We start from the raw sequence: 21353 nt of genomic DNA on the forward strand, positions 1-21353 counted from the left end.
CTGTTTTTATTATCGTTGCCGGCCATTGGAGACAATCAGCCGTTGGTACCAATCAAAACTGCGCTTTTTGATCCGCCGCAGATCCTTCAGATCCTGCTCACCCCGGTTTACATAGATAAACCCGTAGCGCTTGGCATAGCCCTGATGGGTGCTGACCACGTCTATTGCCGCCCAGGGGCAATAGCCGATCAGTTCGACGCCGTCGTTGATGGCCAACTGCATCTGTTCGACGTGTTGTCGCATAAACTCGATGCGGTAATCGTCGTTGATTGTATCATCGGCCTGTAGCTGGTCCGGGGCGCCAATGCCGTTTTCAGTAATTAATATCGGTAAATGGTAACGTTCCGCGGTTTTACGTAGCGTCAGCCGCAATCCGACAGGATCGATCACCCAACCATAGCGGGTTTTACCGACGAACGGGTTCTCCGCCGCGCGATACACGCCCGGTTCCCCCAGCATGATTTGCTGATCGCCGGCTCGCGCGCTGATGTCCGACGCATCGCCTCGGCTGGCGGCAATGGTGGCGGTCGAGTAATAATTTATCGCCACGAAGTCCGGTTTGCCCTGCAGCAACAGCGCCGCATCACCGGGTTCCATCCGTGGCGCCAATTGACGATCCAGCAGGTAACGCCAGGCCAGCGGGTTATAACGACCCTGCACGGCCACGTCGAGGAAGCTCCAGCAACGCAGCGTTTCCCAGTTATGGGCGGCGATGGCATCCAGCGGATTGCAGGTTTCCTGATACATCGAGGTGGTATTTATCGCCGGGCCGATCTTCCCGGCCGGGCAGCGCTGATGATACAACGCCATCACCCTGGCCTGAGCCACCAACATATGGTGGCTTTGCTGATACAGTACTCGCCTGGATGGCAGCTCACCGCCCTTCGGCGTGCCAATGGCGCCCGGATGCAGGATCATGGTGTTCTGCTCGTTGATGGTCAGCCAATACTTTACCCGGTCACCGAATGCGTCAAACAACACTTCGGCATAATCGACAAAGGCATCGATGGTGGCGCGGTTCGACCAACCGCCCTGTTGCTCAAGCACATAAGGCAGATCGAAGTGATAGAGCGTTACCACAGGTTCTATGCCATGGCTCAGCAGTTCATCAATCAACTGGCGATAAAAATCCAGCCCTGCGGCGTTGACCTCACCGGTCCCCTGCGGTAGCACTCGCGTCCAGGCAATCGAGAAACGGTAGGCCTTTAACCCCAGTTCGGCAAACAGCTGCACATCCTCTCGGAAGCGGTGATAGTGATCGCTGGCGACCTTAAAATCAGCGGTTTCTGCCGGGTGATCAAGCATATCCACAATCGATGGACTTTTGCCGTCTTCGTTCCAGGCCCCCTCCACCTGATAGGCAGAGGTGGAAGCCCCCCACAGAAAATCTGCGGGGAAATCGTTCAGTCGTTGGTAAATCATGCCTGCTCCTGCTGCGCATTATTAAGGGTGATGATGGGCTGCCCAAAATCCACTGCCCCCGGTTGGCGGCAATTCAACTCAGGAAAAGCTTCGCTGTTAACCACCAGCACCGGTGTGGTGATGTCGTAACCCAGCCCGACGATCGCCGCCAGATCAAAGCGCACCAGTTCATCTCCCACCTGGACGCGATCGCCCACTTTAAGCTCGGAAGTGAAATGCTGTCCCGCCAGATTGACCGTATCAATGCCGATATGCACCAGCAGCTCGACGTCGTTGTCACCTTTGATACCGACCGCATGCATGGATGGCAGGAACGTCACTACTTCCCCCGTCAGCGGCGCGCGCAACACGCCTTCCTGCGGCCGTATTGCGACACCCTGACCCAATAGCCCCTGCGAGAACACGTCGTCGTTAACCTGCGCCAATGCCACCAGTTGACCGTTGAGCGGACTGAAAATTTGCTGTTCGGCGCCACTGACGGCCTCCGAGCCCCCAGATCCCGTTTCTTCAACCGGATCGTCGAACCCCAGCATCCAGGTCAGTGCAAAAGTCACCACAATGGCAATGGCGCAGGTGATCAGCGCATGGACAATGTTCATTGGGTTTTCGCCGATAAACGCCGGCAGCGCCGCTAATCCGGGAGAAACGAAGGCATAGCGCACCAGCCCGCTCAGCCCGGCATAAATACCGGCACAGCCGCCGCCGATCATCGCTGCAATCAGCGGTTTACGCAGTTTGAGCGTCACGCCGTACAACGAAGGCTCGGTGATACCCAGCAGCGCAGTGAAACCCGCAGAGGACGCCAGCTGGCGCAGATTTTTGTTTTTGGTGCGAAAAGCCACGCACAGCGTCGCAGCCCCCTGTGCAATGTTGGAAGCCAACATGCCTGGGCCGTTAATCATTTCGAAACCATTTTTACTCAGTTGACCGGTAGCAATCGGCGTCATTGCCCAGGCCGTACCGGTGATCACCAGAAACGGCTGGAGGCCGCCCATCAGCATCGGGATCAGCCAACTGGCTTTACCGTCGACGATAGCGGCACCGGCGGCCACCAGATCGTTGAGGAAAATACCGAACGGCCCTACCACCACCAACGCCAACGGGGCGGTCACCAACAGGATAATCATAGGTTTGGTGAAGAACTTGATCATCGTCGGCGACACTTTCTCGGCAAACCGTTCGATATAGGACATTAACCAGACGGTGAAAATGATCGGCAACACCGAACCGGCGTAATCCGCCAGGCGCACCGGTATGCCGACGAAATCAATCACCGTGCCCGCCGCCAGCATTTGTGCCAAGTTGGGGTGCAGCAACGCGCCGGCAATGGTCATTGCCAGGATCGGGTTACATTCGAATTTGATTGCCGCGCCATAAGCCAGCAGCACCGGCAGGAAGAAAAAGGCCGCATCGGCGATGGTGTCCAGCAGATGGTAGGTCGGGCTGGCGGCATCTATCACTCCGGTCAGTTTGAGGATCGCCAGCAGCGCCTTAATCATCCCCGCACCGGTGATAGCAGGGATCACCGGTGTGAAAGTGGTTGAAATAACGCTGATAATCTGTGAAATCACCCCGCCCCGCGCCTGGGAATTTTTCTCACTCTGACGGCCACTGAGATCGCCGATTTCTTTTTGCATCGCGCGGAAGGTTTGCTGCACGTTGTTGCCGACCACGATCTGAAACTGGCCACCACGTTCCACCACGCTGATCACCCCAGGCAAGGACTCGATCGCTTTCGCTTGTACCTTGCTATCATCGTTAAACTCCATCCGCAGACGGGTGGCACAGTGCGTCAGTTTGCTGACGTTGTCCTTGCCCCCGACCTGCAGCAAAATTTCCAGGCCCAACTGTTTGTAATCCATCGAATATCCCCGGTAAAAAAGCAAAAAAAAAGACCAAAATCAAAATGCGCCTCATCACAAGGAGAGGTGCATTCCTATTTTGGTCTTGCCTGCCTGAGCAGTAACACGCCGTAATAAAAATGTCTGGCGATCGCTAAGATCGCGGCGAAAGTATCGTCATAGTTGCCATTTTTCGGCAATAGTCTTAGTTACGCTTTGTGATTCACATCACTCTTTACCGAAAACGCACTTCAACGTTGCCCGCCGTACCCTGCCATGCCTTTTTTACTGATACCCATTTACTCAACCGCATAAAATAGCACCTGAAACACATTATCCACTTTAATTAAACTCACTTTGTTTACCTTTTATTTAATAATGGAATACATTTATTTGATACCGGTAGATAACTATTTTAAAGCGGATTTAAAAATCACAGCCGCACTCAATTAGTAACATAAATTAATATATTATTCGCGGCATCCTGTTTTTAACCCACTATGCTTTAACCGTTGCCGAATGCTTCCATTTCAGCAATAAACCCCCTGCACACAATAAAACAAAAGAATAAACCCAGTCAGCCGTATTCGCTGTGGGCCACTTTTATTTGGAGAAAGCCCTATGTTATCGCGTCGAGATATATTGAAAGTTTCCGCAGTCAGCGCCGCAGCCGCCGGTGTTATGGGCGGCATGATTAAATCCGCCAGCGCCGATGAACATCGAAATATAGTTCCCCCCAGCAATTTCCAACCCGCTGCCGATGCAAAAAATCTGTATAAATACGTCTTTAGCCACAGTAAGAAACGCAGTTTACCCAACGGCTGGGCCAGGGAGGCTACCGTTGAACAATTCCCGATTTCCGAGGGGGTTGCCGGGGTGGATATGACGCTGGAGCCGGGTGGCGTACGTGAACTGCACTGGCACGCCATCGCTGCCGAATGGGCATTTATGCTGGAGGGGCATGCCCGCATTACCATCATTGATCCTGAAGGCAAATGTGAGGTGGCAGATTTCGGCCCCGGCGACGTCTGGTATTTCCCCAAGGGTTACGGCCACTCGATTCAGGCGTTGGCAGACGGCGCACATTTTGTTCTGACCTTTGATAATGGTCACTTTTCCGAGTTCGGCACCTTCAGCATTACCGACTGGGTAACCCATATGCCCAAAGAAGTGTTGGAAAAAAGCGTGAATATGCCGGCGGCGGTATTTTCCAAGGCAAAACAAGGTGAGGCTTATATTGTCGGCGGCGCCATTCCGCCCGCACTGCCCTTACCAGCCCACGATGGCGGTTTAAATAATGCACCTTTGGCTCATCGCTATGAATTAATGAAACAAAAGCCTTTCTTCGAAAATGATGCCGGCAGCGTGCACTTGGTCTCTTCAAAAGAATTCCCTATTTCCACTACCATGACCGGCATTATAGAAATCGTTAAGCCTGGGGCGGTGCGGGAATTACACTGGCATCCCAATGCCAATGAGTGGCAATACTATATTTCCGGCAAGGGGCGCATGACGGTGTTCAGTTCGCACGGCCATGTGCAGACTGAAGAATATTCTCCTACCGACGTTGGCTATGTTCCACAGGGTTTTGGTCACTATATCGAAAATATGGGGGATGACGATCTTAAGGTATTAATCGTGTTGGATAATGGCATCTATCAGGACATTTCGCTGTCTGACTGGTTGGCGAAAACTCCAGCCTACCTGTTAGCGGATAACTTCAATAACGAGGTTGCCGATTGGCTGGATCGCCCCAAAGACAAACTGGTAATGTCCCGGCGCAGAAAATGACAGGTAGCGAGGGGGGCAGCCCCCCTCGCCGCCTCTTACTGTTTGCGTTGTTCAGCGACTTGTTTGGCCGTTACCTTGCCCTGTTTTTCGCCAAATTGGCCGACAACATAATTGGCAACCGCCGCCACTTCCTCGTCCGAGTATTGAGCACCGAAGTCCGGCATGAATTCATGCTGTTCGCCGATGCTGATGCGCGTCCCCTTCAGGATCGCCTGCACCACGCTGCGGCCCTGCGGATCGTTAACCGCCGTGCTGCCGACCAAGGAAGCATATTTGCTCTGGCGTCCCGTTCCGTTCCACTGGTGGCAACCGCTGCAGTCTCCGGCGAACAGTCGCCGTCCCAACGAGTCTTCCTGCCCGCCCGGCAATATCGCGCTGGACGACGTTGCCCCCTTCGGCTGCAGATTGACCGCGCTGGCACTGTCCGTGGCGATAGGCTCGATATTGCGCAGGTATTTCACCAGCGCCTGATTATCCTCCGGCGTCAGATACTGCAGGCTGTTTTCCACCGCCTCTGCCATCGGACCGGCTGCGCTGCTGCGCCCTTCCGCGTGGCCGGTCGCCAGATACTGCGACAGCTGTTGTTCGCTCCAGGCACCGATACCGGTCTGCGGATCGGGAGTAATGTTGGCTGCAAACCACCCCTGGATCACCTCACCGCTGAGGTTTTTACTCTGATTAATGCCAAACCCCAAATTGCGCGGCGTGTGGCATTCGCTGCAGTGTCCCAGCGCGGTGGCCAGATATGCGCCTCGGTTCCATTGCTCATCCTGATTCAGGTTCGGCTCGAAGCGTTTTTCGTTGAAGAACGCCAGGTTCCAAAACTTCATGCCCCAGCGCTGGTTAAACGGGAACGACAGCCCATTTTCCGGATTGGCCTGCTTCACCGGCGGCAGGCTGAACAGATACTCTTTGATCGCCAACACGTCGTCACGGCTCATGGCCGTGTATGAGGTGTACGGCATTGCCGGGTAAAGATTACCCTGCGGCCCAACGCCTTCACGCACCGCGCGCACAAACTGATCGTCACTCCAATTACCGATACCGGTGTCGGGATCGGCGGTTATATTGGTGCCGTAAATGGTGCCGAAAGGCAGTTTAAAGGCAAAACCGCCGGCGAAAGGTTTACCGCCGGGCGCAGTGTGGCAGGCCACGCAGTCCGCAGCCCGCGCCAGATATTCGCCACGCGCCAATTTATCGCTGATCCCGGCAGGGGCACCGGCGATCGGCGCAGCAGGTTCCGGGCCGACCGGCCGCAGCAGCGTATAGATCGCATAACCGCCGGCCAGCACCACGATTGCCACGATCAACCAAAATAGCCATCTCAGGGCGTTGCTCATGAGTTTCTCCCTTAATCCAACGCCTTGGCGGCCTGGTGGATGGCAGCGCGAATGCGCACATAGGTGGCGCAGCGACAGACGTTGCCGCTCATTGCCGCATCGATATCCGCATCGCTCGGATTTTTACTCTGGGCCAGCAGTGCACTGGCACTCATGATCTGACCGGACTGGCAGTAGCCGCATTGCACTACGTCCAGATTGACCCAGGCCGCCTGCACCGCTTTGCCCGCCGGCGTTTCGCCGATCGCTTCAATGGTGGTGATTTTCTTGCCTTCGGCGGCAGAGACCGGCGTCATGCAAGAACGCACCGGCACCCCATCCAGGTGGACGGTACAGGCCCCGCACATCGCGATGCCGCAGCCGAATTTGGTGCCGGTCAATCCGGCCTCATCACGCAAGAACCACAGCAGCGGCATATGGGGATCGCCATCAAACGTCAGCGGTTGGTCGTTTACAGTTAAAGTTATCATGCTGTTCTCCTTGCTCAGACGCTGGCGTCACGGTTGGGACGGTGTAAAGGCAGGCTAAGTGAACTGCGAGGTCTCCCGAGCAGTGCCAGTGCATTGCCGACGGCCGGAGCGATGGTCGGCACCCCCAACTCGCCAACGCCGGTAGGCGCTTCGCTTGAAGGTACGATAATCACCTCTATCTCCGGCATTTCGTCGATGCGCAGCGGACGGAAATTATTGAAGTTGGACTGCTCAACCACCCCGTCTTTCAGCGTAATGTTGCCGTACAGCGCAATACTCAGGCCATAACCTATGCCGCCCTCAATCTGCGCGCGGATCACATCCGGATTGACCGCCACACCACAATCCACCGCGCACCACACCTTGTGCACGCGCGGAATGCCACCTTCGCCGATTGACACCTCGGCTATCTGCGCCACCCGAGTATTAAACGCCTTGGCGACGCCTACGCCGCGTGCTCGTCCATCCACCACCTTCGCGCCCTGCCAGTTGGCGGCTTTGGCCACCGCCCGCAGCACGCCGGCCTCACGCGGTGCATCACCCATCAATGCCAGACGCCCCTCGACCGGATCCTGCCCGGTCTCCTGCAACAGCTGGTCAATAAAACTTTCGACGGCGTGACCGGTATGAGTACTGGCGACCGATCTTAATGAGGTGGTCGGCACTTTACCCGCGACGATATGCGCGTCGCAGAGGAAGTTTTCGAAGGTGTACGGCACTTCGCTGGCACCTTCGACCATCATCTGGTCGAGACCGTTAACCACCAGCGCCGTCATCGCGCTGTTAAGCGTCCAGGAATGACCAACGACGGTATCGCTCCAGCCCACGACTTTACCGTCGCGGATCGCCCCTCTCATCCGGTGGAGGATCATCGGACGATACCAGCCGTTGCGAATATCATCCTCTCGCGTCCACACCACTTTGACCCCGTGACCAGGACCAATAGCTTTGGCCGCCGCGGCCATGTCCGCCGCCAGGTCAGGCCCGAGCTTCGGGTTGCCCAGATCGATGCGGCGGCCAAAGCTGCCGCCGGCCAAAATGGTGTCGATTTGCACTTTTTCCGGCGGTAGCTGGAACAGATCGCACAGCTGTTTATGGTCGAGGGTTTGGATTTGGCAGCCATAGCGTGCCTTAACGCTCTCGCCATCCCAAAACAGATAGCCATCCAACGGCTCCATCGGCGCATGGGCCACATAGGGGAAGGTGTATTCCGCTTCGATCACCTTATCCGCCTTATCGAAAATCTCGCCCGGCTTGCCCTGGCTTTTCGCCACTACGCCGGGCTTTTGCGCCACCTGACGGAATTCGGCAAATATCTGCTCGGTGTCGCGCCGCTCTGCCTGCGAGTCGTCCCACTCCACCTGTAATTTTTCACGGCCCTGGATCGCCGCCCAGGTATTTTTGGCATATACCGCCACGCCGGTATCGGTCTGTTTCACATCCACCACGCCCGGCACCTTCAGCGCCCGGCTGGCGTCGAACGAGGCCACCTTGCCGCCAAAACGCGGCGGTTTTTTAATGGTAACGGTCAGCATATCCGGCTCATGAATATCCTGAGTGAACTGCGCCGACCCGTTGGTCTTCGCCAACGAGTCTACGCGGTGCAAGCCACTGACCTTACCGATCAGGGTGAAATGGCTCGGATCCTTCAGGGTCAGGCTGGCGGGGTCAGGCGGCGGCAGTTGGCTGGCCAGCGCCGCAAACTCACCGAACCCTGCTTCGCGGCCGCTTGCGGCATGGCGGATCTTGCCCGCCTGCACGGTGATTTCTTCCGCTGAGGTTTTCCAACTTTGGGCAGCGGCCTGAACCAGCATGGCGCGCGCCATCGCGCCCATGCGACGCATCTGCTCGTAGGCGTTGGCCACCGAGCTGGAGCCGCCGGTGCCCTGAAAACCGAACGCCAGATTCTTATAGACATTGGTATCCACCGGAGCGGCAACCACCCGCACCTGCGACCAGTCGGCATCCAGCTCTTCAGCGACCAGCGTTGCCATGCCGGTATAAACGCCCTGGCCCACTTCGGTGTGTTTACTGAGGACGGTGACAATGCCATTTTCGTCGATCTGCACGAAAGCATTGGCTTCATAAGCGGTGTTTTCTGGCGCCGTGGTCGTCGTTGTACGCGCCAGTGCGCCGGTTGACGGCAGATAGGCGCCGATCACCAATGCACTGGCGCCAACGATAAACCGCCGCCGGGTAAGCGGGACTTGAGGTAGTTTCATTGCTCATCGCTCCAAAATGCCGATCAACCTTAATCAATGCGGCGACATCGTTCTTTTTATCTGCGCCGTCTGCCTGCACTGACGCGACGGGCTAATAGTTAGCGTAGTCTATTATTTTGTCTGTTTAACATTTCATCAGGATTTTCCGTTACGGATTCGTGCTGTGCATTGAGCCGCTATTGCAACCTCTATGCTATAAATTAGACCTTTGTTTCATGACACTAATGAGTGTAAAAGCCATGCCGCAGCCCCATAAAAAGTTCCGTTTCTACCGTCCGTTGAAAAGCTTCACCCACACCTTTGGTGACGAATGGTTTGCGCTAAAAGCCGAAGCCTTCGCCCGTTTTTTCGGCACGCCAACCTTTCTGGTCGGCCAAACGGTGGTGGTCGCCGTCTGGATCTACCTTAACCTGGCGGGTTTCGCCAAATTTGACCCCTATCCCTTTATACTGCTGAATTTGGCGTTCAGCCTGCAGGCTGCTTATGCCGCCCCGCTGATTCTGCTGGCCCAAACTCGCCAGGCCGAACGCGATCAGGCACATGCCTTGACCGACGCTCAGCACCGCGAAGATTTGGATGAAGCCATGGCCCAACGCCAAACCCTCGCCGCGCAGCAATCTGAACAGTTACTGGAACTACTGAAGCAGAACACCGAATTAACCAACTTGACGAAACAAATGGCTGAACGCATCGAAAGTCTGGCCATCCAGTTGGCTAATCGCGATCGTGCCTGAGACAGGATCTAGTCGTGAAAATATGCCCCGTCGCAGACCAGTGATTGCACCAAATTGCATCATAACGCTCCTGATAGCGCTCTGACCGCGTTGCCCGCTGAGCATACGCAGGCTGGTACGGAAATTGCTTCTCCCCATCGTGGCTATGGAGGAGAAAAACATGAAAGCAATCATCATTGGCGGCGGTATTGGTGGGCTGTGTAGCGCCATCGCATTGCAGCGTTGCGGTATCGAAACCGAGGTTTTTGAAGCGGTCAAGGCGATCAAACCGGTTGGCGCGGCAATCTCCATCTGGCCTAACGGCGTCAAATGCCTCAACTATCTGGGGATGAAAGAACAACTGCGGGCGCTCGGGGGGCCGATGCATTTCATGGCCTATCAGGAATACCTGCACGGACAAACGCTGACGCGTTTTAGTCTGGATCCGTTAATCACCAGCGTCGGCGAACGCCCTTACCCGGTAGCGCGCGCCGAGCTGCAGGCCATGTTGCTGGACACCTACGGCCGCGACCAGGTGCGCTTCGGCAAACGGGTTAGCGGTATTGAAGAAACCCCGCAGGGCGTTACCGCCTGGTTTGAAGACGGCAGCCAGGCCAGCGGGGATTTTCTGATCGCCGCCGACGGCACCCATTCCGCTATTCGCCCTTATGTGCTGGGCCATGGCGTGGATCGGCGCTATGCCGGATACGTCAACTGGAACGGGCTGGTCACCATTGATGAGTCCATCGCGCCGGCCGACCAGTGGACCACCTTCGTCGGCGAAGGTAAGCGCGTGTCGCTGATGCCGGTCTCCGGCAACCGCTTCTACTTTTTCTTCGACGTTCCCTTGCCGATCGGGCTGGCGGAAGACCGCAGCACCGCGCGAGCCGACCTGCAACGTTACTTTACCGGCTGGGCCGAACCGGTACAGAAACTGATTGCCGCAATTGATGCGGAAAGCGTCAACCGCATTGAGATCCACGATATCGAACCTTTCGAGCAATTGGTGCGGGGCCGCATAGCCTTACTGGGCGATGCCGGGCACAGCACCACTCCGGACATCGGTCAGGGCGGCTGCGCGGCAATGGAGGACGCGGTGGTGCTGGCGATTGCCTTGCAGACCAATTCACTGGGTATTGAAGATGCGCTGCTGCGCTATCAGGAAAAACGCAGCTATCGGGTGAAAGATTTGGTGCTGAAGGCACGTAAGCGCTGTGATGTCACACACGGCAAAGAGATGGACGTCACCCGCAGTTGGTACGAGGAGCTGAAAACCGAAACCGGTGAACGCATTCTTTCAGGCATGAAAGAAACGATTCTGGGTGGGCCGCTGGCCTGATCCGCACCCTCTTCGAGTCGAAGAGGGTTGATTCACCCTTTGCGCCGGTGAAGACGCCCGTCCGCCAGTTCGACGACCCGATCCGCCGAGGCGATGGTTTCCGGGCGATGGGCAATCAGTAAAATCGGCAGGCCAAGCTGGCGCAGGGTATGGCTAATCAACATTTCATTATTCACGTCCAAATGGCTGGTCGCCTCATCCAGGATCAACAGCCGTGGTTTTTTGTAAAGCGCCCGCGCCAACAACAAGCGCTGTTTTTGCCCGGCAGACAGGGTGCCTCCCATTTCACCGATTAACGTCTGGTAACCCATCGGCAGGTTATCGATATCCTGGTCCAACTGCGCCAGTCGCGCGCATTCAACGAGCTTGTCCTGATCAACCCGTGGCGTGAAAAATGACAGATTCTCGGCGATAGAACCGCGAAACAGCTGATCCTCCTGCAAGACTACGCCGATATGCTGACGTACCTGCGAATAATCCCCCTGTCGATGCTCAATGCCCAGCGTACGTATCACGCCGGCCGTGGGCGAATACAGCCCCAATACCAGTTTAGCCAATGTGGTTTTGCCGCTGCCGGACGCCCCCACCAGCGCCACTACCTCACCGGGCATAATGTCCAGCGAGACCTGCGACAGGATTTCAGATTCGGTGCCGGCATAGTGAAAACTGACCTGCTCCAAACTCAGCGCCGGCCGATCTTGGGGCCAGGCGCTGGCGGACAATAACAGCGTTGAGTTGCCCGCCGCCTGCGCCGCTGCGTCTTCACGCGCCGTCAGCACGATATCCGCCAGCCGTTGGTTGTAAACATCCAGCATTTTGTAGGCAACGGCCTTGTCGATCAGGCCGCTGATACTGGCGGAAAACCGGCCCTGAAAAGACATGTAGGCCACCAGCATGCCGACTGAAAACTGCCCGGCCAACACCGTCCCGGCTCCCAGCCACAGCACCGCCGCCCCTACCAGGCTGCCAATGACGGTTTGCATAATGCCGTAAACCATCATCAGCTTGCTTTCGCGCAGTTCAGCATTGCGCCGTGCGACATTGAGGTTACGCCAAACCGTTTCCCGCGGCGTAAGCGCCCCGTTGACCCGCAGGCTCAGCACGCCGCGCAGGCTTTCAAGAAAATGACTGGATTCCTGGGTGCCGGCAACCCAGGAGTCATCCGCCGCTTTACGCAACGTACTGAACCAAAACAGGCGCAGCAGCCCATACACCATCGCGGCGGCCAAAGCGACCAGGGTTAACTTCACGCTGTAGAAAAACATCATGGTCAAGGTACCAAGGACCAAAAGCACATCCAAAAAGGCTTCAAGCAACGTGGTGGTGAGGGTGTCCTGAATGGTGTCGACGGCATCAAATTTCGCGCTGATATCGCCCATGTTGCGCGATTCGAACCAGTTGATAGGCAGCCGCAACAGGTGGTGAAAAACATTCGCCGTCCACTGCATATTGAAGTTGACCGCCATGGTGAGCGTCGCCCACTGGCGGGCCAGCTCCAGCAGCGTCTGGGTGGCGGCCATCAGCAGCATGGCAATGACGATCAACGTCAATAAGCTGGCGTCCAACGCCACCAGCACCTCATCAATCACCAGTTGGTTGATTAATGGGCCGATCAACGCAAACACTTCCAGCGCCAGCGCGAAACAGAAGATCCGGGCCAATGCCGCCTTCAGCCCCTGGGTTTTACCGATCAGCTCCCGCAGGCGGATCTTTTTTCGCCGATCTTTGACGACAAACTGATGGGTTGGCGTCAATTCCATCGCCACGCCGGTAAAGTGACGATTTGCCTCCTGCAGACTCATTTTAACCAGGCCCCGCGCAGGATCATGCAGCTCCAGAGTTTGCCCTCGCACCCGCTTGAGCACGGTAAAATGATTCATGTCCCAGTACAAAATACAGGGCAGCGACAACAGGTGCAGCTCTTCAAGCTCCAGCTGCACCGCTCGGCCGCTCAGGTGCAGCCGTTCGGCGCAGGCAATCAGCTGCGAGAAGGTCATGCCGAGCTGCGAAACTTTAAACTGCGCACGCAGCGTAGGCAGATCTACGCGATGGCCATACCAACCGGCAATCATCGCCAGGCACGCCACGCCGCATTCTGCGGACTCCGTTTGGCGTATCAACGGCAGGCGCTTTCGCCAGCCCCAGTTGAGCCCTTCTGTAACGTCCATGTTTATATCCTTCCTTGCAGACTCCATAACGGCTCCAGCAGCCACTCGTACAGGCGGCGGCGATCCAACTCCACGTCTGCGGAAACGGTCATCCCGACGCGCAATGGTTCCTGGCGCCCATAGGCGGTAATGGTGGTTTTCTCCAGCGCAACGATGACGCGGTAATGTCCTTCGTTTTCCTTCCAGGTCATCGGATTTTGCTGCATGACGTCATTGGCGCTCAGGCTGGCATCGGTGATGGCGCGGGTGGCGCCATACTGCACGCCAAACTTTTCATAGGGGAAGGAGGCAAAGCGCAACCCGACCCGTTGGTGAGGTTTGATAAAGCCCACCGCTTTGCTGGGGGCAAAGAGTTCAACCTGCAGCTCGGCACCGTCAGCGACCATCATCAGCAAAGGATCGTTTTGCTTGACCGTCTGCCCCGCCCGGGCCAACACCACCGCGATGTGGCCGTTCACCGGCGCAGTGAGCGTATGGTCACGCTGGGCAACCAGTTCTATTTCCTGTTGCCTGATGCCCTGCAACTGGCGTTCAAGTTCGGCGTCACGCCCTTGTTGCTGTTGCGCCAGCGTCCGCAGTTCCGAGGCCGCCGCGGCAAGCTCACGCTTTAACCGCAACTGCGCCTGACGCTGCATTTCTACTTTTTCCCGCGCCGTCGACAACGTCATTTTCTGCTGCTGAAACTCAAGTTCGGAAACGTAACCTTTGCCGATCAGCTTACGGTAGCGCGCCATCAGCGAATGCGATAATTCCGCCTGTTGCTTTACCTCCACCATTGCCGCCTCTGCGCTGGTCAGTTCATCCTGAAGTTGCGTCATGCGCTGGCGCACACCGGTTTGCTGTAAAATTCGAGTGGCCAGTTCTTGAGCGCGTTGGCGCTCCAGCATGTGATATTGCCGTTTTAACGAATCGGAAACCGACGCCAGCGTCGCGATACCCTGACCATTGAAATATTCGCCGCTGAGCCGATAAAGTGCCTGGCCGGCTTTGACGGTCGCCCCCTCCGTCACTAAACGTTCTGTAACCTGTCCGGCGCTGCGGGCAACTACCTTGATCAAGCCGCTGGATGGCATCACCACACCGTCCAAACGCGCTTTACGGGTATATTCACCCAGGATCAGAAATAGCCCGATAGCCAGCACCAGCAAGATGCTGGCCCAGGCATAGGCGGTCAGACTGAGGCTGGCAGGAATAATTACCTCACCCTCCGCTTTATTGACCTGCGCAGCGAAATAACCCTCACGATAAATCTGGGGAGAACGTTCTGACATGGGGGTTACACCTTTATCGGGATCTTGGGTCGATAATTATCTTACTGACCGCGACGCTTCCATTTGCGGACAAATTTTCGTGCCGAGGTATATATTAACCTCATAAAAGTCATTGTCCCTAGCAGCACAAGGAAATAAATCATCCATTTAGCCATTTCACAAGGGATGTTAAATCTAAATATACCGCTATATTGGCTAAGCCCCACAGTAAAAAGCAAATTACGAGATAGCCCGACAGAAAGAGCGACCATAATAAAAGCCGACAAAAACGTCTTCATAAAAGTTACCAGTTCAACATCAGCATGCGACCATGCCAATATCTGGCACAGTCACATCACACTGGGTAATATATATTACTACCAGTTACAGGTGCCGCCATTATAAGAGCCAGAGTTGCTTCTTGAAGCATTTTTTGAACCATTCCCACTACCAAAACAAGCACTCAACGAACCAATCGATGAACCGACCACACTGCCAAAAACAGCTCTAGCCCCTCGAGCAATGAGGCCACCCGCCAATCATCATAATTTCAGTTTTCGTTAGGGTCTTCATAATATTTCCTTATTTTTATAATATTCACATTTAAAATCCATTCTTGATCTGCACCCATAGATATAAACATGCGCCGCCGCCATGTCAATATATAAAACCATTTCCACCAATATAACCAAGTGAACTAAATAGAATGAATTATACGGAATATTTAATTTAACCGCTAATACAAACCAATTACTTCGCAACTGGGTGAAACATTATTTACTCGCATTTAATTAATGCCATTCCACACTATTTCAATCCCCAAAACTAACAGACCGATAAAAAAACAGCGACGAAATACCGCAGGGCGACAATGCCGGCGCAGCACACTCCCCAACCACATCCCCACCAGCGCAGGAAGCAATGCCAATAATGAGGTGCCTAGCAACGCGCCCGGCAATGCATGTTGCCACGCCAGGCCGGCGGCTAATGCCAACGTCGAAACGGTGAATGACAGCCCCAACGCCTGCACCAGATCGTCACGCGCCAATCCCAATGCATTTAAATAAGGAACCGCCGGGATCACGAATACCCCGGTAGCACCGGTAATCAGCCCGGTAAGTACACCGCATAGAGGGCCCAACCTACGCTCAGCCCTGGGTGAAAGCCGCCACTGAAAACGGCTAAAACCCAACAGCGCGTAAACGACCAAACAGACCCCCAACGCTATCGGTGCCAACCGGTTTTGACCGGTGGTCAAGGTGCCCGTGGTCAGCATTGTGCCCATCGCGACACAGACCATCATCGGCCACAACCTGCGGCAAAGTGCACGGACGTCCGGCCCGGTGAACAGCTGCCAGAAGTTGGTCACCAGCGACGGCACCAGCAACAGCGCCGCAGCCTGTGCCGGAGACATCAGCAGGCTGAGTAACCCCATAGACACCGTCGGCAGCCCCAGGCCAATCACTCCCTTTACCGTGCCCGCCAGCATAAAGATGCCCAGCAGGACTAAAATTTCAGGTAGCGTCAACGTCATAGGTCTATCCTTCCTCATTATCCCTTGGTGCATGGATTGTCCGCAGCCCTTGCCTGCCGCACAATGCGGCAATCACTGAGCCAGCCTGAGGCAAATACGTAGGAGAAGCCGATGCATTTCGATTTTACCGACCTGCGGCTGTTTATCGCCGTGGCAGAGGCGGGCAGCATCACCGCCGGGGCCGATCGTGCCTGCCTGTCGCTGGCATCGGCCAGTGCCCGCATTCGCGGACTGGAGCAACAGGCTGGTATTCAGCTTTTGGCCCGCGGCGCGCGGGGAGTACAAACCACTCAGGCCGGTGAACGCCTGTTGGGCCATGCTCGTCTGTTGTTACAGCAAAGCGAACGGCTACGGGGGGATATGGCAGAGTTTTCCCCGGGCAACGCCTGCCATTCGCGTATTCTGGCCAATACCGTCGCCGCCAGCGCTTTTCTCCCGGAGCTGCTGGCCGACTATCTGCTGCTTAACCCACAGACGGACATTGCGTTGGAAGAGTTGCCCAGCACGGCGATCAGCCAGTCGATCCTCGATCAGACTGCGGATATCGGCATTGTCGCCAACCACGCCGACCTGCGCGGGCTGGAAAGCTACCCGTTCCGCCAGGATCGCCTGGTGCTGGCGCTACCGGTCGATCATCCGTTAGCCGGCCGCGCCAGCGTCAGTTTTAGCGAAACGCTGGCATATGACTTTATTGGCTTAAGCGACGACAGCGCGCTGCAGCAACATTTGGCGCAACACGCCCTACGCAACGGCGGCCCAATGCGTTTACGCGCCCGTGCAGGAAGCTTTGAAGTGGTGTGTCGGATGGTGACGCGTGGTGCCGGTATCGCCGTGGTACCGGAGGAGATCGCCCGGCAATGGCCGGGCATGCAAGTCAGAATTCTTGCGCTGGACGATACCTGGGCCACACGCCAGCTGTCGATTGTCGTGCGTCAGTTGGCCCAGTTACCGCTACCGGCGCAGCGGCTTATCGCTTTCCTGCAGCCGCAATAGCGCCGTTTTTTAACCACAGTTAATGGCTGCCCGGATTGGCACGTAGCCTGGCAACCTGCGTTTCGACATCGCGCCATGCCGGTTTGTCCCCGGCATAATGCTGCCGTAGATAATTCACCAGATCAGCCACTTGACGATCGGAAAAACTGTCTTTGAATCCAGGCATAAAGCCCAAATCAGCGGTAGCCGGTTTGGAAATCCCCTGCAAAATCACGTTAATCAGGTTATCCGGCCGCTCGCTGAATATATTGGTGTTGTTCGCCAAGTCCGGGCTGACGCCAAACAGCTGCGGCCCGCCGCTGGCGGCGCTGTGACAGGCTTGGCAAGCGCCCTGAAACAGACGTTCTCCGCCCAATTGCCCTACGGCGGTAGAAAGAGTGGCAGCCGGTTTAGCCTGCGGTTCCAGGTTCAATCCGGTCGGGTTGCTCAATGAAATCAGGTAATTGGCCATCGCTCGAACGTCGGTTTCCGGCAGTGTGGCCAGTTCGCCGACCACCGGCCCCATCGGGCCGGCCGCGACGCCGTGCTCGGCAGAATGACCGCTACGCAAATACTGGAATAGCTGCTCTTCGGTCCAGGATTTGTCCGCATTGGCCAATTGGTTTAATGCCGGCGCTTCCCAGCCATCCACCATCGCCCCCGCCAAAAAGTTGCTGCCGCCCTTTTCAGCGCCCATTAGATTGCGCGGGGAATGGCAGGCGGCACAATGGCCCAACCCGTTAACCAGGTAAGCGCCACGGTTCCACTGCGCGCTTTGCGTCGGATTTGACTGAAATTCGCCCTGGCGGAGAAACAGCGCATTCCAGCCGGCCATTAACGGACGCATATTGAACGGAAAACGCATCTGATTAGCCGGGGTACTTTGCACCACCGCCGGTTGCGACATCATATAGGCATACAGCGCTTGCATGTCACCCTCGGTCATCTTACTGAACGCCGTATAGGGAAATGCCGGATACAAATGCCTGCCATCGCGGCTGATGCCCTGACGCATCGCCCGGTCGAACGCGGTAAACGACCAGTTGCCAATACCGGTTTCCACATCTGGGGTGATATTGGTGCTGTACAGGGTTCCAAACGGAGTTTCCATCGCCCGCCCCCCGGCATTGGTTAGCCCTTCCGAGGCGGTATGGCATACCGCGCAATCCCCGGCAGCGGCCAACTGACGCCCCCTTTCCAGGGTCGCGGTAGACCAGGTACCTGAGCCAGGGGTAGCCACCGGCGCAATTTCGGCACGCCATGGCAGTGCCGTCGTCGCAACACCCAGCGCGGCCCCTAAAATCCCGGCCACGCCACCAAACCACCATTTACTGCGTTTGGTTTTGACTGGCTGCGTTGACGGCTGCCGCTGACTATCCGGACCGTTCAACGCCTCGCGCAGTCGATCAGAGGTGATCGGCAACTCGCGAAACCGAATACCGGTGGCGTCAAACACCGCATTGGCGATGGCTGCCGCGCTGGGCACCGAGGCAGACTCACCGGCCCCCAATGGCGGATCGTAAGGGCGTGGCATCATCACGACATCCACCTCCGGCACCTCCGGGAAAGTCAGGATCGGGTAAGCCCCCCATTCTTTGCTGGAGATCGTGGATTCTTCGAAGGTCACTCGCTCTTTTAGCACCCGGCTGGTCGACTGGATAACGTTGCCGTGGATCTGGTGACGTACGCCGTCCGGATTGACCATCATGCCGGCGTCGTGCCCGACCACAATCCGCGTGACCGCCACTTCGCCGCTGACTTTGTCGATAGCAACGTCGGCGACCCAGGCGGCCCACGCGGCACCGAAACCGGGAAACTTACTGTGAATATAACGCGCATAGGCAAAGCCTCGTCCACGCAGTACGCCGTCTTCCGCCGGGGTTTGCATAGGTTCGGTATGCGGCGTCCAGCCAGCACGTTCGGCGGTACTGCGCATCAGTTCGGTGGCACGCTGATCCTTGATATAACGCAGCCGATATTCAAGCGGATCGACGCCGGCGGCGATAGCCAGTTCGTCAATATAGGACTCGTGCGCGAAGGTATTCGGCAGTGCCGATACGCCCCGCATCCAGGAAGCGCGGACAATCGGTGCCATATCCTCAATGCTGACGCGCAACGCCGGATATTCATAGGGCGGTACCGAAGTGCGATCCCCCATCTCATAAGCCACCGGCACCGGCTCCACCCTTCCGGTCAGCAACAGCGCCAGGGTAGGTGCACCGTTGGAAGGATAATAGGTGCGAAAATCATAGGCGACCGGATCACCGGCGGCGTCCAACCCACCGTCAACCTCCATCAGTTGCGCAGTGCCCTTCGGTTCCCACAGGTGTTCCTGCTCACGGGTTAGCTGCACCCGTACCGGACGGCCTACCGCTCGCGACAGCAGCGCCGCATCCGCACAGACATCATCGGCGCAGTTACGACCATAACAGCCGGCGGCCTCCATGCGGATGATTTCAATCTGATTTTCCGGGTACTCCAGCAGCCAGGCAAGATCGGCGCGCAACAAGTGCGGGTTCTGGCTGCCCGACCACACCCGCAGTTGCTGTGGTTGGTAATCTGCCAATGCGCAGGACGGGCCAATAGACGCATGCAGTTGATATGGCCAAAGATAACTGCGGGTAAAGCGTCGGTCGGCGGCAGCCAACGCTGTATCCACGTTGCCGGTATCATGCACCACCCGCGTCGAATGGGGATTATCGCGCAGCGCCTGAGCCACATCGGTCATCTGCGGCAGGTTACGCCGCCAGTCTTTCCAGCTCACCTGCAGCGCCTGTGCCGCCTTGATCGCCTGCTCCTCGCGCTCGGCAACAATGCCGATAAAGTCTTCTATCACCACCAGCTTGACGATGCCGGGAATATGGGCAATCGATCGTTCGTCCACCGCCAGCAGGCTGGTGCCGACAAACTCACCGCTGTCGTAGCCCGCATACGGCGGTCGCACCACCCGCCCGTGTAACATGTTCGGCAGCCGCATATCGTGCACATAGGTGGATTCGCCTGTGGCCTTGGCCGGGATATCGACACGTGCGGTGCTGGTACCCACCAAACGGTACTCGGCCTGCGGCTTAAGCGGCGCATCACCGCTTATCGTTAATGCAATATGTACACCAGCCACCAGTTCGCCATAGCTCAGCCTTTGCCCGTCAGGGCTAACAACGATGCCGTCGTCCAGCGTCAGTTGCTCTACTCTGAAGTCAAAACGTTGTGCCGCCTGCTGCAGCAACCAGCGGCGCGCTTCGGCGGCGGCATTACGCAGGGGTACCGCCGAAATCTGCAGGGTGGCACTGGCGATAGTCGCCCCCTGATTCGGCGTGCTTTCAGTGTCGCCCAGCACCATGCGCACCTGATCCATGCGCAGGTAAAGCTCTTCGGCGACAATCTGACCTAATGCGGTGCGCACGCCAGTGCCCAGATCGACATGGCCGTTGAAGGCATAAACCTCACCGCTGTCGCAAATGGCAATAAACAACCCTTGTTCTTTGGGTTTCAGGCTCGGCGTCTGACCTTTCGGTACCAGCCCTGGCGGCGGTTGGATCTGATCGACAATCAGCAATGTGCCCTGGCGCTGCAATAGCTCCGCCTGACTCGGCAATGAGGAATGGGTATCAGTCATGGGACGAGGTTTCCTCGTTGCGATACAGAGTGATAGCGCGCTGAACCGCACGCAGGATTTCGATATGGGTGCCGCAACGACACAGATTGCCGGACAGTGCCTGACGGATTTCTGTGTCGCTGGGCGAGGGATTTCGATCCAACAGGGCTTTGGTGGTCATGATCATGCCGTTCAGGCAATAACCGCACTGCGCCGCCTGTTCCTCAATAAAAGCGCGCTGCACCGGATGCAGATGTTGGCGATCGCCCAGTCCTTCCAGCGTGGTGACCTCACGGCCGGTCACACCCAGAGCCGGGATCACGCAGGAGCGTGCGGCAATGCCGTCAACCAATACGGTGCATGCGCCGCACTCTCCGAGGCCGCAGCCGTACTTTGGGCCATTGAGCGCCAAATCGTTGCGTAACACCAATAACAGAGGCGTATCCGCCATCACCCAGGTATGAATATTTTCGCCATTTACCGACAGCATCAATGGATGCTCCGTCAGCGTTTTTACCGCGCCTTCCCTGGGCGATTGCACTTCAGATATCGCCATTCTCGCGTCTCCGCCTGCGCTCTGGTGATACCCGTCATCTTTCACGTCGCTGCGTCGTTGCCGCACTTGCTCATCCCAGTTACTGACTTGAGAGTGGGCAAGCTGCCAGCCTGGCTGCAACTTGAAAGCTATAGGGTATG

Annotated in this window: 14 protein-coding genes; 4 read left to right on the forward strand and 10 right to left on the reverse strand. The window is 56.7% G+C overall.

All coding sequences use genetic code 11. From position 1 onward, the window contains the following. Positions 1-9: 9 nt before the first annotated feature. Positions 10-1422, reverse strand: a complete 1413-nt coding sequence (locus tag ACMGG1_RS12225; RefSeq protein WP_122079269.1) for a glycoside hydrolase family 1 protein — start codon at positions 1420-1422, stop codon at positions 10-12. Next, on the reverse strand, positions 1419-3284 hold the full coding sequence (locus ACMGG1_RS12230; RefSeq protein ID WP_262244199.1) for a beta-glucoside-specific PTS transporter subunit IIABC: 1866 nt from the start codon (positions 3282-3284) through the stop codon (positions 1419-1421). The genes ACMGG1_RS12225 and ACMGG1_RS12230 overlap by 4 nt, the downstream gene beginning before the upstream one ends. A gap of 600 nt (positions 3285-3884) precedes the next feature. Here ACMGG1_RS12230 and ACMGG1_RS12235 point away from each other — a divergent pair. Then, positions 3885-5054 (forward strand): cupin domain-containing protein, encoded by a 1170-nt coding sequence (locus ACMGG1_RS12235; RefSeq protein ID WP_261138171.1) that lies wholly within the window; start codon positions 3885-3887, stop codon positions 5052-5054. 35 nt (positions 5055-5089) lie between these two features. Here ACMGG1_RS12235 and ACMGG1_RS12240 read toward each other — a convergent pair whose 3' ends face one another. The 3 genes from ACMGG1_RS12240 to ACMGG1_RS12250 are packed head-to-tail and all read right to left on the reverse strand — an operon-like array spanning position 5090 to position 9086. After that, entirely contained in the window at positions 5090-6394 is a 1305-nt protein-coding gene (locus tag ACMGG1_RS12240) for a c-type cytochrome (RefSeq protein WP_048759055.1), read from the reverse strand. Positions 6395-6405: 11 nt separating this feature from the next. Then, a complete protein-coding gene (locus tag ACMGG1_RS12245) occupies positions 6406-6864 on the reverse strand; it encodes a (2Fe-2S)-binding protein (RefSeq protein ID WP_020826797.1) in 459 nt (152 codons plus the stop codon). Between the two features lie 14 nt (positions 6865-6878). Then, positions 6879-9086 carry a xanthine dehydrogenase family protein molybdopterin-binding subunit gene (locus ACMGG1_RS12250; RefSeq protein ID WP_046373616.1) on the reverse strand — a complete coding sequence of 736 codons (2208 nt, stop codon included), beginning with the start codon at positions 9084-9086 and terminating at the stop codon, positions 6879-6881. 224 nt (positions 9087-9310) lie between these two features. Between ACMGG1_RS12250 and ACMGG1_RS12255 the strand changes: the two genes are divergently transcribed. Further along, positions 9311-9820 carry a DUF1003 domain-containing protein gene (locus ACMGG1_RS12255; protein WP_142815241.1) on the forward strand — a complete coding sequence of 170 codons (510 nt, stop codon included), beginning with the start codon at positions 9311-9313 and terminating at the stop codon, positions 9818-9820. 160 nt (positions 9821-9980) lie between these two features. Then, positions 9981-11138 carry an FAD-dependent urate hydroxylase HpxO gene (gene hpxO / locus ACMGG1_RS12260; RefSeq protein WP_414160692.1) on the forward strand — a complete coding sequence of 386 codons (1158 nt, stop codon included), beginning with the start codon at positions 9981-9983 and terminating at the stop codon, positions 11136-11138. A gap of 32 nt (positions 11139-11170) precedes the next feature. On the opposite strand, the gene ACMGG1_RS12265 is transcribed toward hpxO, so the two are convergent. From ACMGG1_RS12265 to ACMGG1_RS12275, 3 genes are all read right to left on the reverse strand, one after another. After that, a complete protein-coding gene (locus ACMGG1_RS12265; RefSeq protein WP_198639610.1) occupies positions 11171-13306 on the reverse strand; it encodes a peptidase domain-containing ABC transporter in 2136 nt (711 codons plus the stop codon). A 2-nt stretch (positions 13307-13308) separates the two neighbouring features. Beyond that, positions 13309-14577: an HlyD family secretion protein gene (locus tag ACMGG1_RS12270; protein WP_414160693.1), complete on the reverse strand. Its 1269-nt coding sequence runs from the start codon at positions 14575-14577 to the stop codon at positions 13309-13311. Positions 14578-15343: 766 nt separating this feature from the next. Beyond that, positions 15344-16090, reverse strand: coding sequence for a sulfite exporter TauE/SafE family protein (locus ACMGG1_RS12275; RefSeq protein ID WP_414160694.1), 747 nt, complete (start codon positions 16088-16090; stop codon positions 15344-15346). A gap of 111 nt (positions 16091-16201) precedes the next feature. Here ACMGG1_RS12275 and ACMGG1_RS12280 point away from each other — a divergent pair, with 111 nt between their 5' ends. Next, a complete protein-coding gene (locus ACMGG1_RS12280; RefSeq protein ID WP_414160695.1) occupies positions 16202-17083 on the forward strand; it encodes a LysR substrate-binding domain-containing protein in 882 nt (293 codons plus the stop codon). Positions 17084-17102: 19 nt separating this feature from the next. Here the strand turns inward: ACMGG1_RS12280 and ACMGG1_RS12285 are convergent, their stop codons facing one another. Beyond that, the gene (locus tag ACMGG1_RS12285; protein WP_414160696.1) at positions 17103-20678 is read right to left on the reverse strand and encodes a molybdopterin cofactor-binding domain-containing protein; all 3576 of its coding nucleotides are present in this window, start codon (positions 20676-20678) and stop codon (positions 17103-17105) included. Continuing rightward, complete coding sequence (locus ACMGG1_RS12290) at positions 20671-21213, reverse strand: (2Fe-2S)-binding protein (protein ID WP_020826788.1); 543 nt, start codon at positions 21211-21213, stop codon at positions 20671-20673. Before ACMGG1_RS12290 ends, ACMGG1_RS12285 begins: the two co-directional genes overlap by 8 nt. Between the last annotated feature and the right edge of the window lie 140 nt (positions 21214-21353).

The organism is Serratia sp. BNK-12 (assembly GCF_047456085.1).
GTDB lineage: Bacteria > Pseudomonadota > Gammaproteobacteria > Enterobacterales > Enterobacteriaceae > Serratia > Serratia liquefaciens.

What these genes read in the sequence shown, in the direction of transcription:
- ACMGG1_RS12275 (WP_414160694.1), bottom strand. Translation starts at nt 16,090, where the DNA reads ATGACGTTGACGCTACCTGAAATTTTAGTCCTGCTGGGCATCTTTATG.
- ACMGG1_RS12225 (WP_122079269.1), bottom strand. Translation starts at nt 1,422, where the DNA reads ATGATTTACCAACGACTGAACGATTTCCCCGCAGATTTTCTGTGGGGG.
- ACMGG1_RS12255 (WP_142815241.1), top strand. Translation starts at nt 9,311, where the DNA reads ATGAGTGTAAAAGCCATGCCGCAGCCCCATAAAAAGTTCCGTTTCTAC.
- ACMGG1_RS12235 (WP_261138171.1), top strand. Translation starts at nt 3,885, where the DNA reads ATGTTATCGCGTCGAGATATATTGAAAGTTTCCGCAGTCAGCGCCGCA.
- ACMGG1_RS12245 (WP_020826797.1), bottom strand. Translation starts at nt 6,864, where the DNA reads ATGATAACTTTAACTGTAAACGACCAACCGCTGACGTTTGATGGCGAT.
- ACMGG1_RS12270 (WP_414160693.1), bottom strand. Translation starts at nt 14,577, where the DNA reads ATGTCAGAACGTTCTCCCCAGATTTATCGTGAGGGTTATTTCGCTGCG.
- hpxO (WP_414160692.1), top strand. Translation starts at nt 9,981, where the DNA reads ATGAAAGCAATCATCATTGGCGGCGGTATTGGTGGGCTGTGTAGCGCC.
- ACMGG1_RS12240 (WP_048759055.1), bottom strand. Translation starts at nt 6,394, where the DNA reads ATGAGCAACGCCCTGAGATGGCTATTTTGGTTGATCGTGGCAATCGTG.
- ACMGG1_RS12265 (WP_198639610.1), bottom strand. Translation starts at nt 13,306, where the DNA reads ATGGACGTTACAGAAGGGCTCAACTGGGGCTGGCGAAAGCGCCTGCCG.
- ACMGG1_RS12290 (WP_020826788.1), bottom strand. Translation starts at nt 21,213, where the DNA reads ATGGCGATATCTGAAGTGCAATCGCCCAGGGAAGGCGCGGTAAAAACG.
- ACMGG1_RS12230 (WP_262244199.1), bottom strand. Translation starts at nt 3,284, where the DNA reads ATGGATTACAAACAGTTGGGCCTGGAAATTTTGCTGCAGGTCGGGGGC.
- ACMGG1_RS12280 (WP_414160695.1), top strand. Translation starts at nt 16,202, where the DNA reads ATGCATTTCGATTTTACCGACCTGCGGCTGTTTATCGCCGTGGCAGAG.
- ACMGG1_RS12250 (WP_046373616.1), bottom strand. Translation starts at nt 9,086, where the DNA reads ATGAAACTACCTCAAGTCCCGCTTACCCGGCGGCGGTTTATCGTTGGC.
- ACMGG1_RS12285 (WP_414160696.1), bottom strand. Translation starts at nt 20,678, where the DNA reads ATGACTGATACCCATTCCTCATTGCCGAGTCAGGCGGAGCTATTGCAG.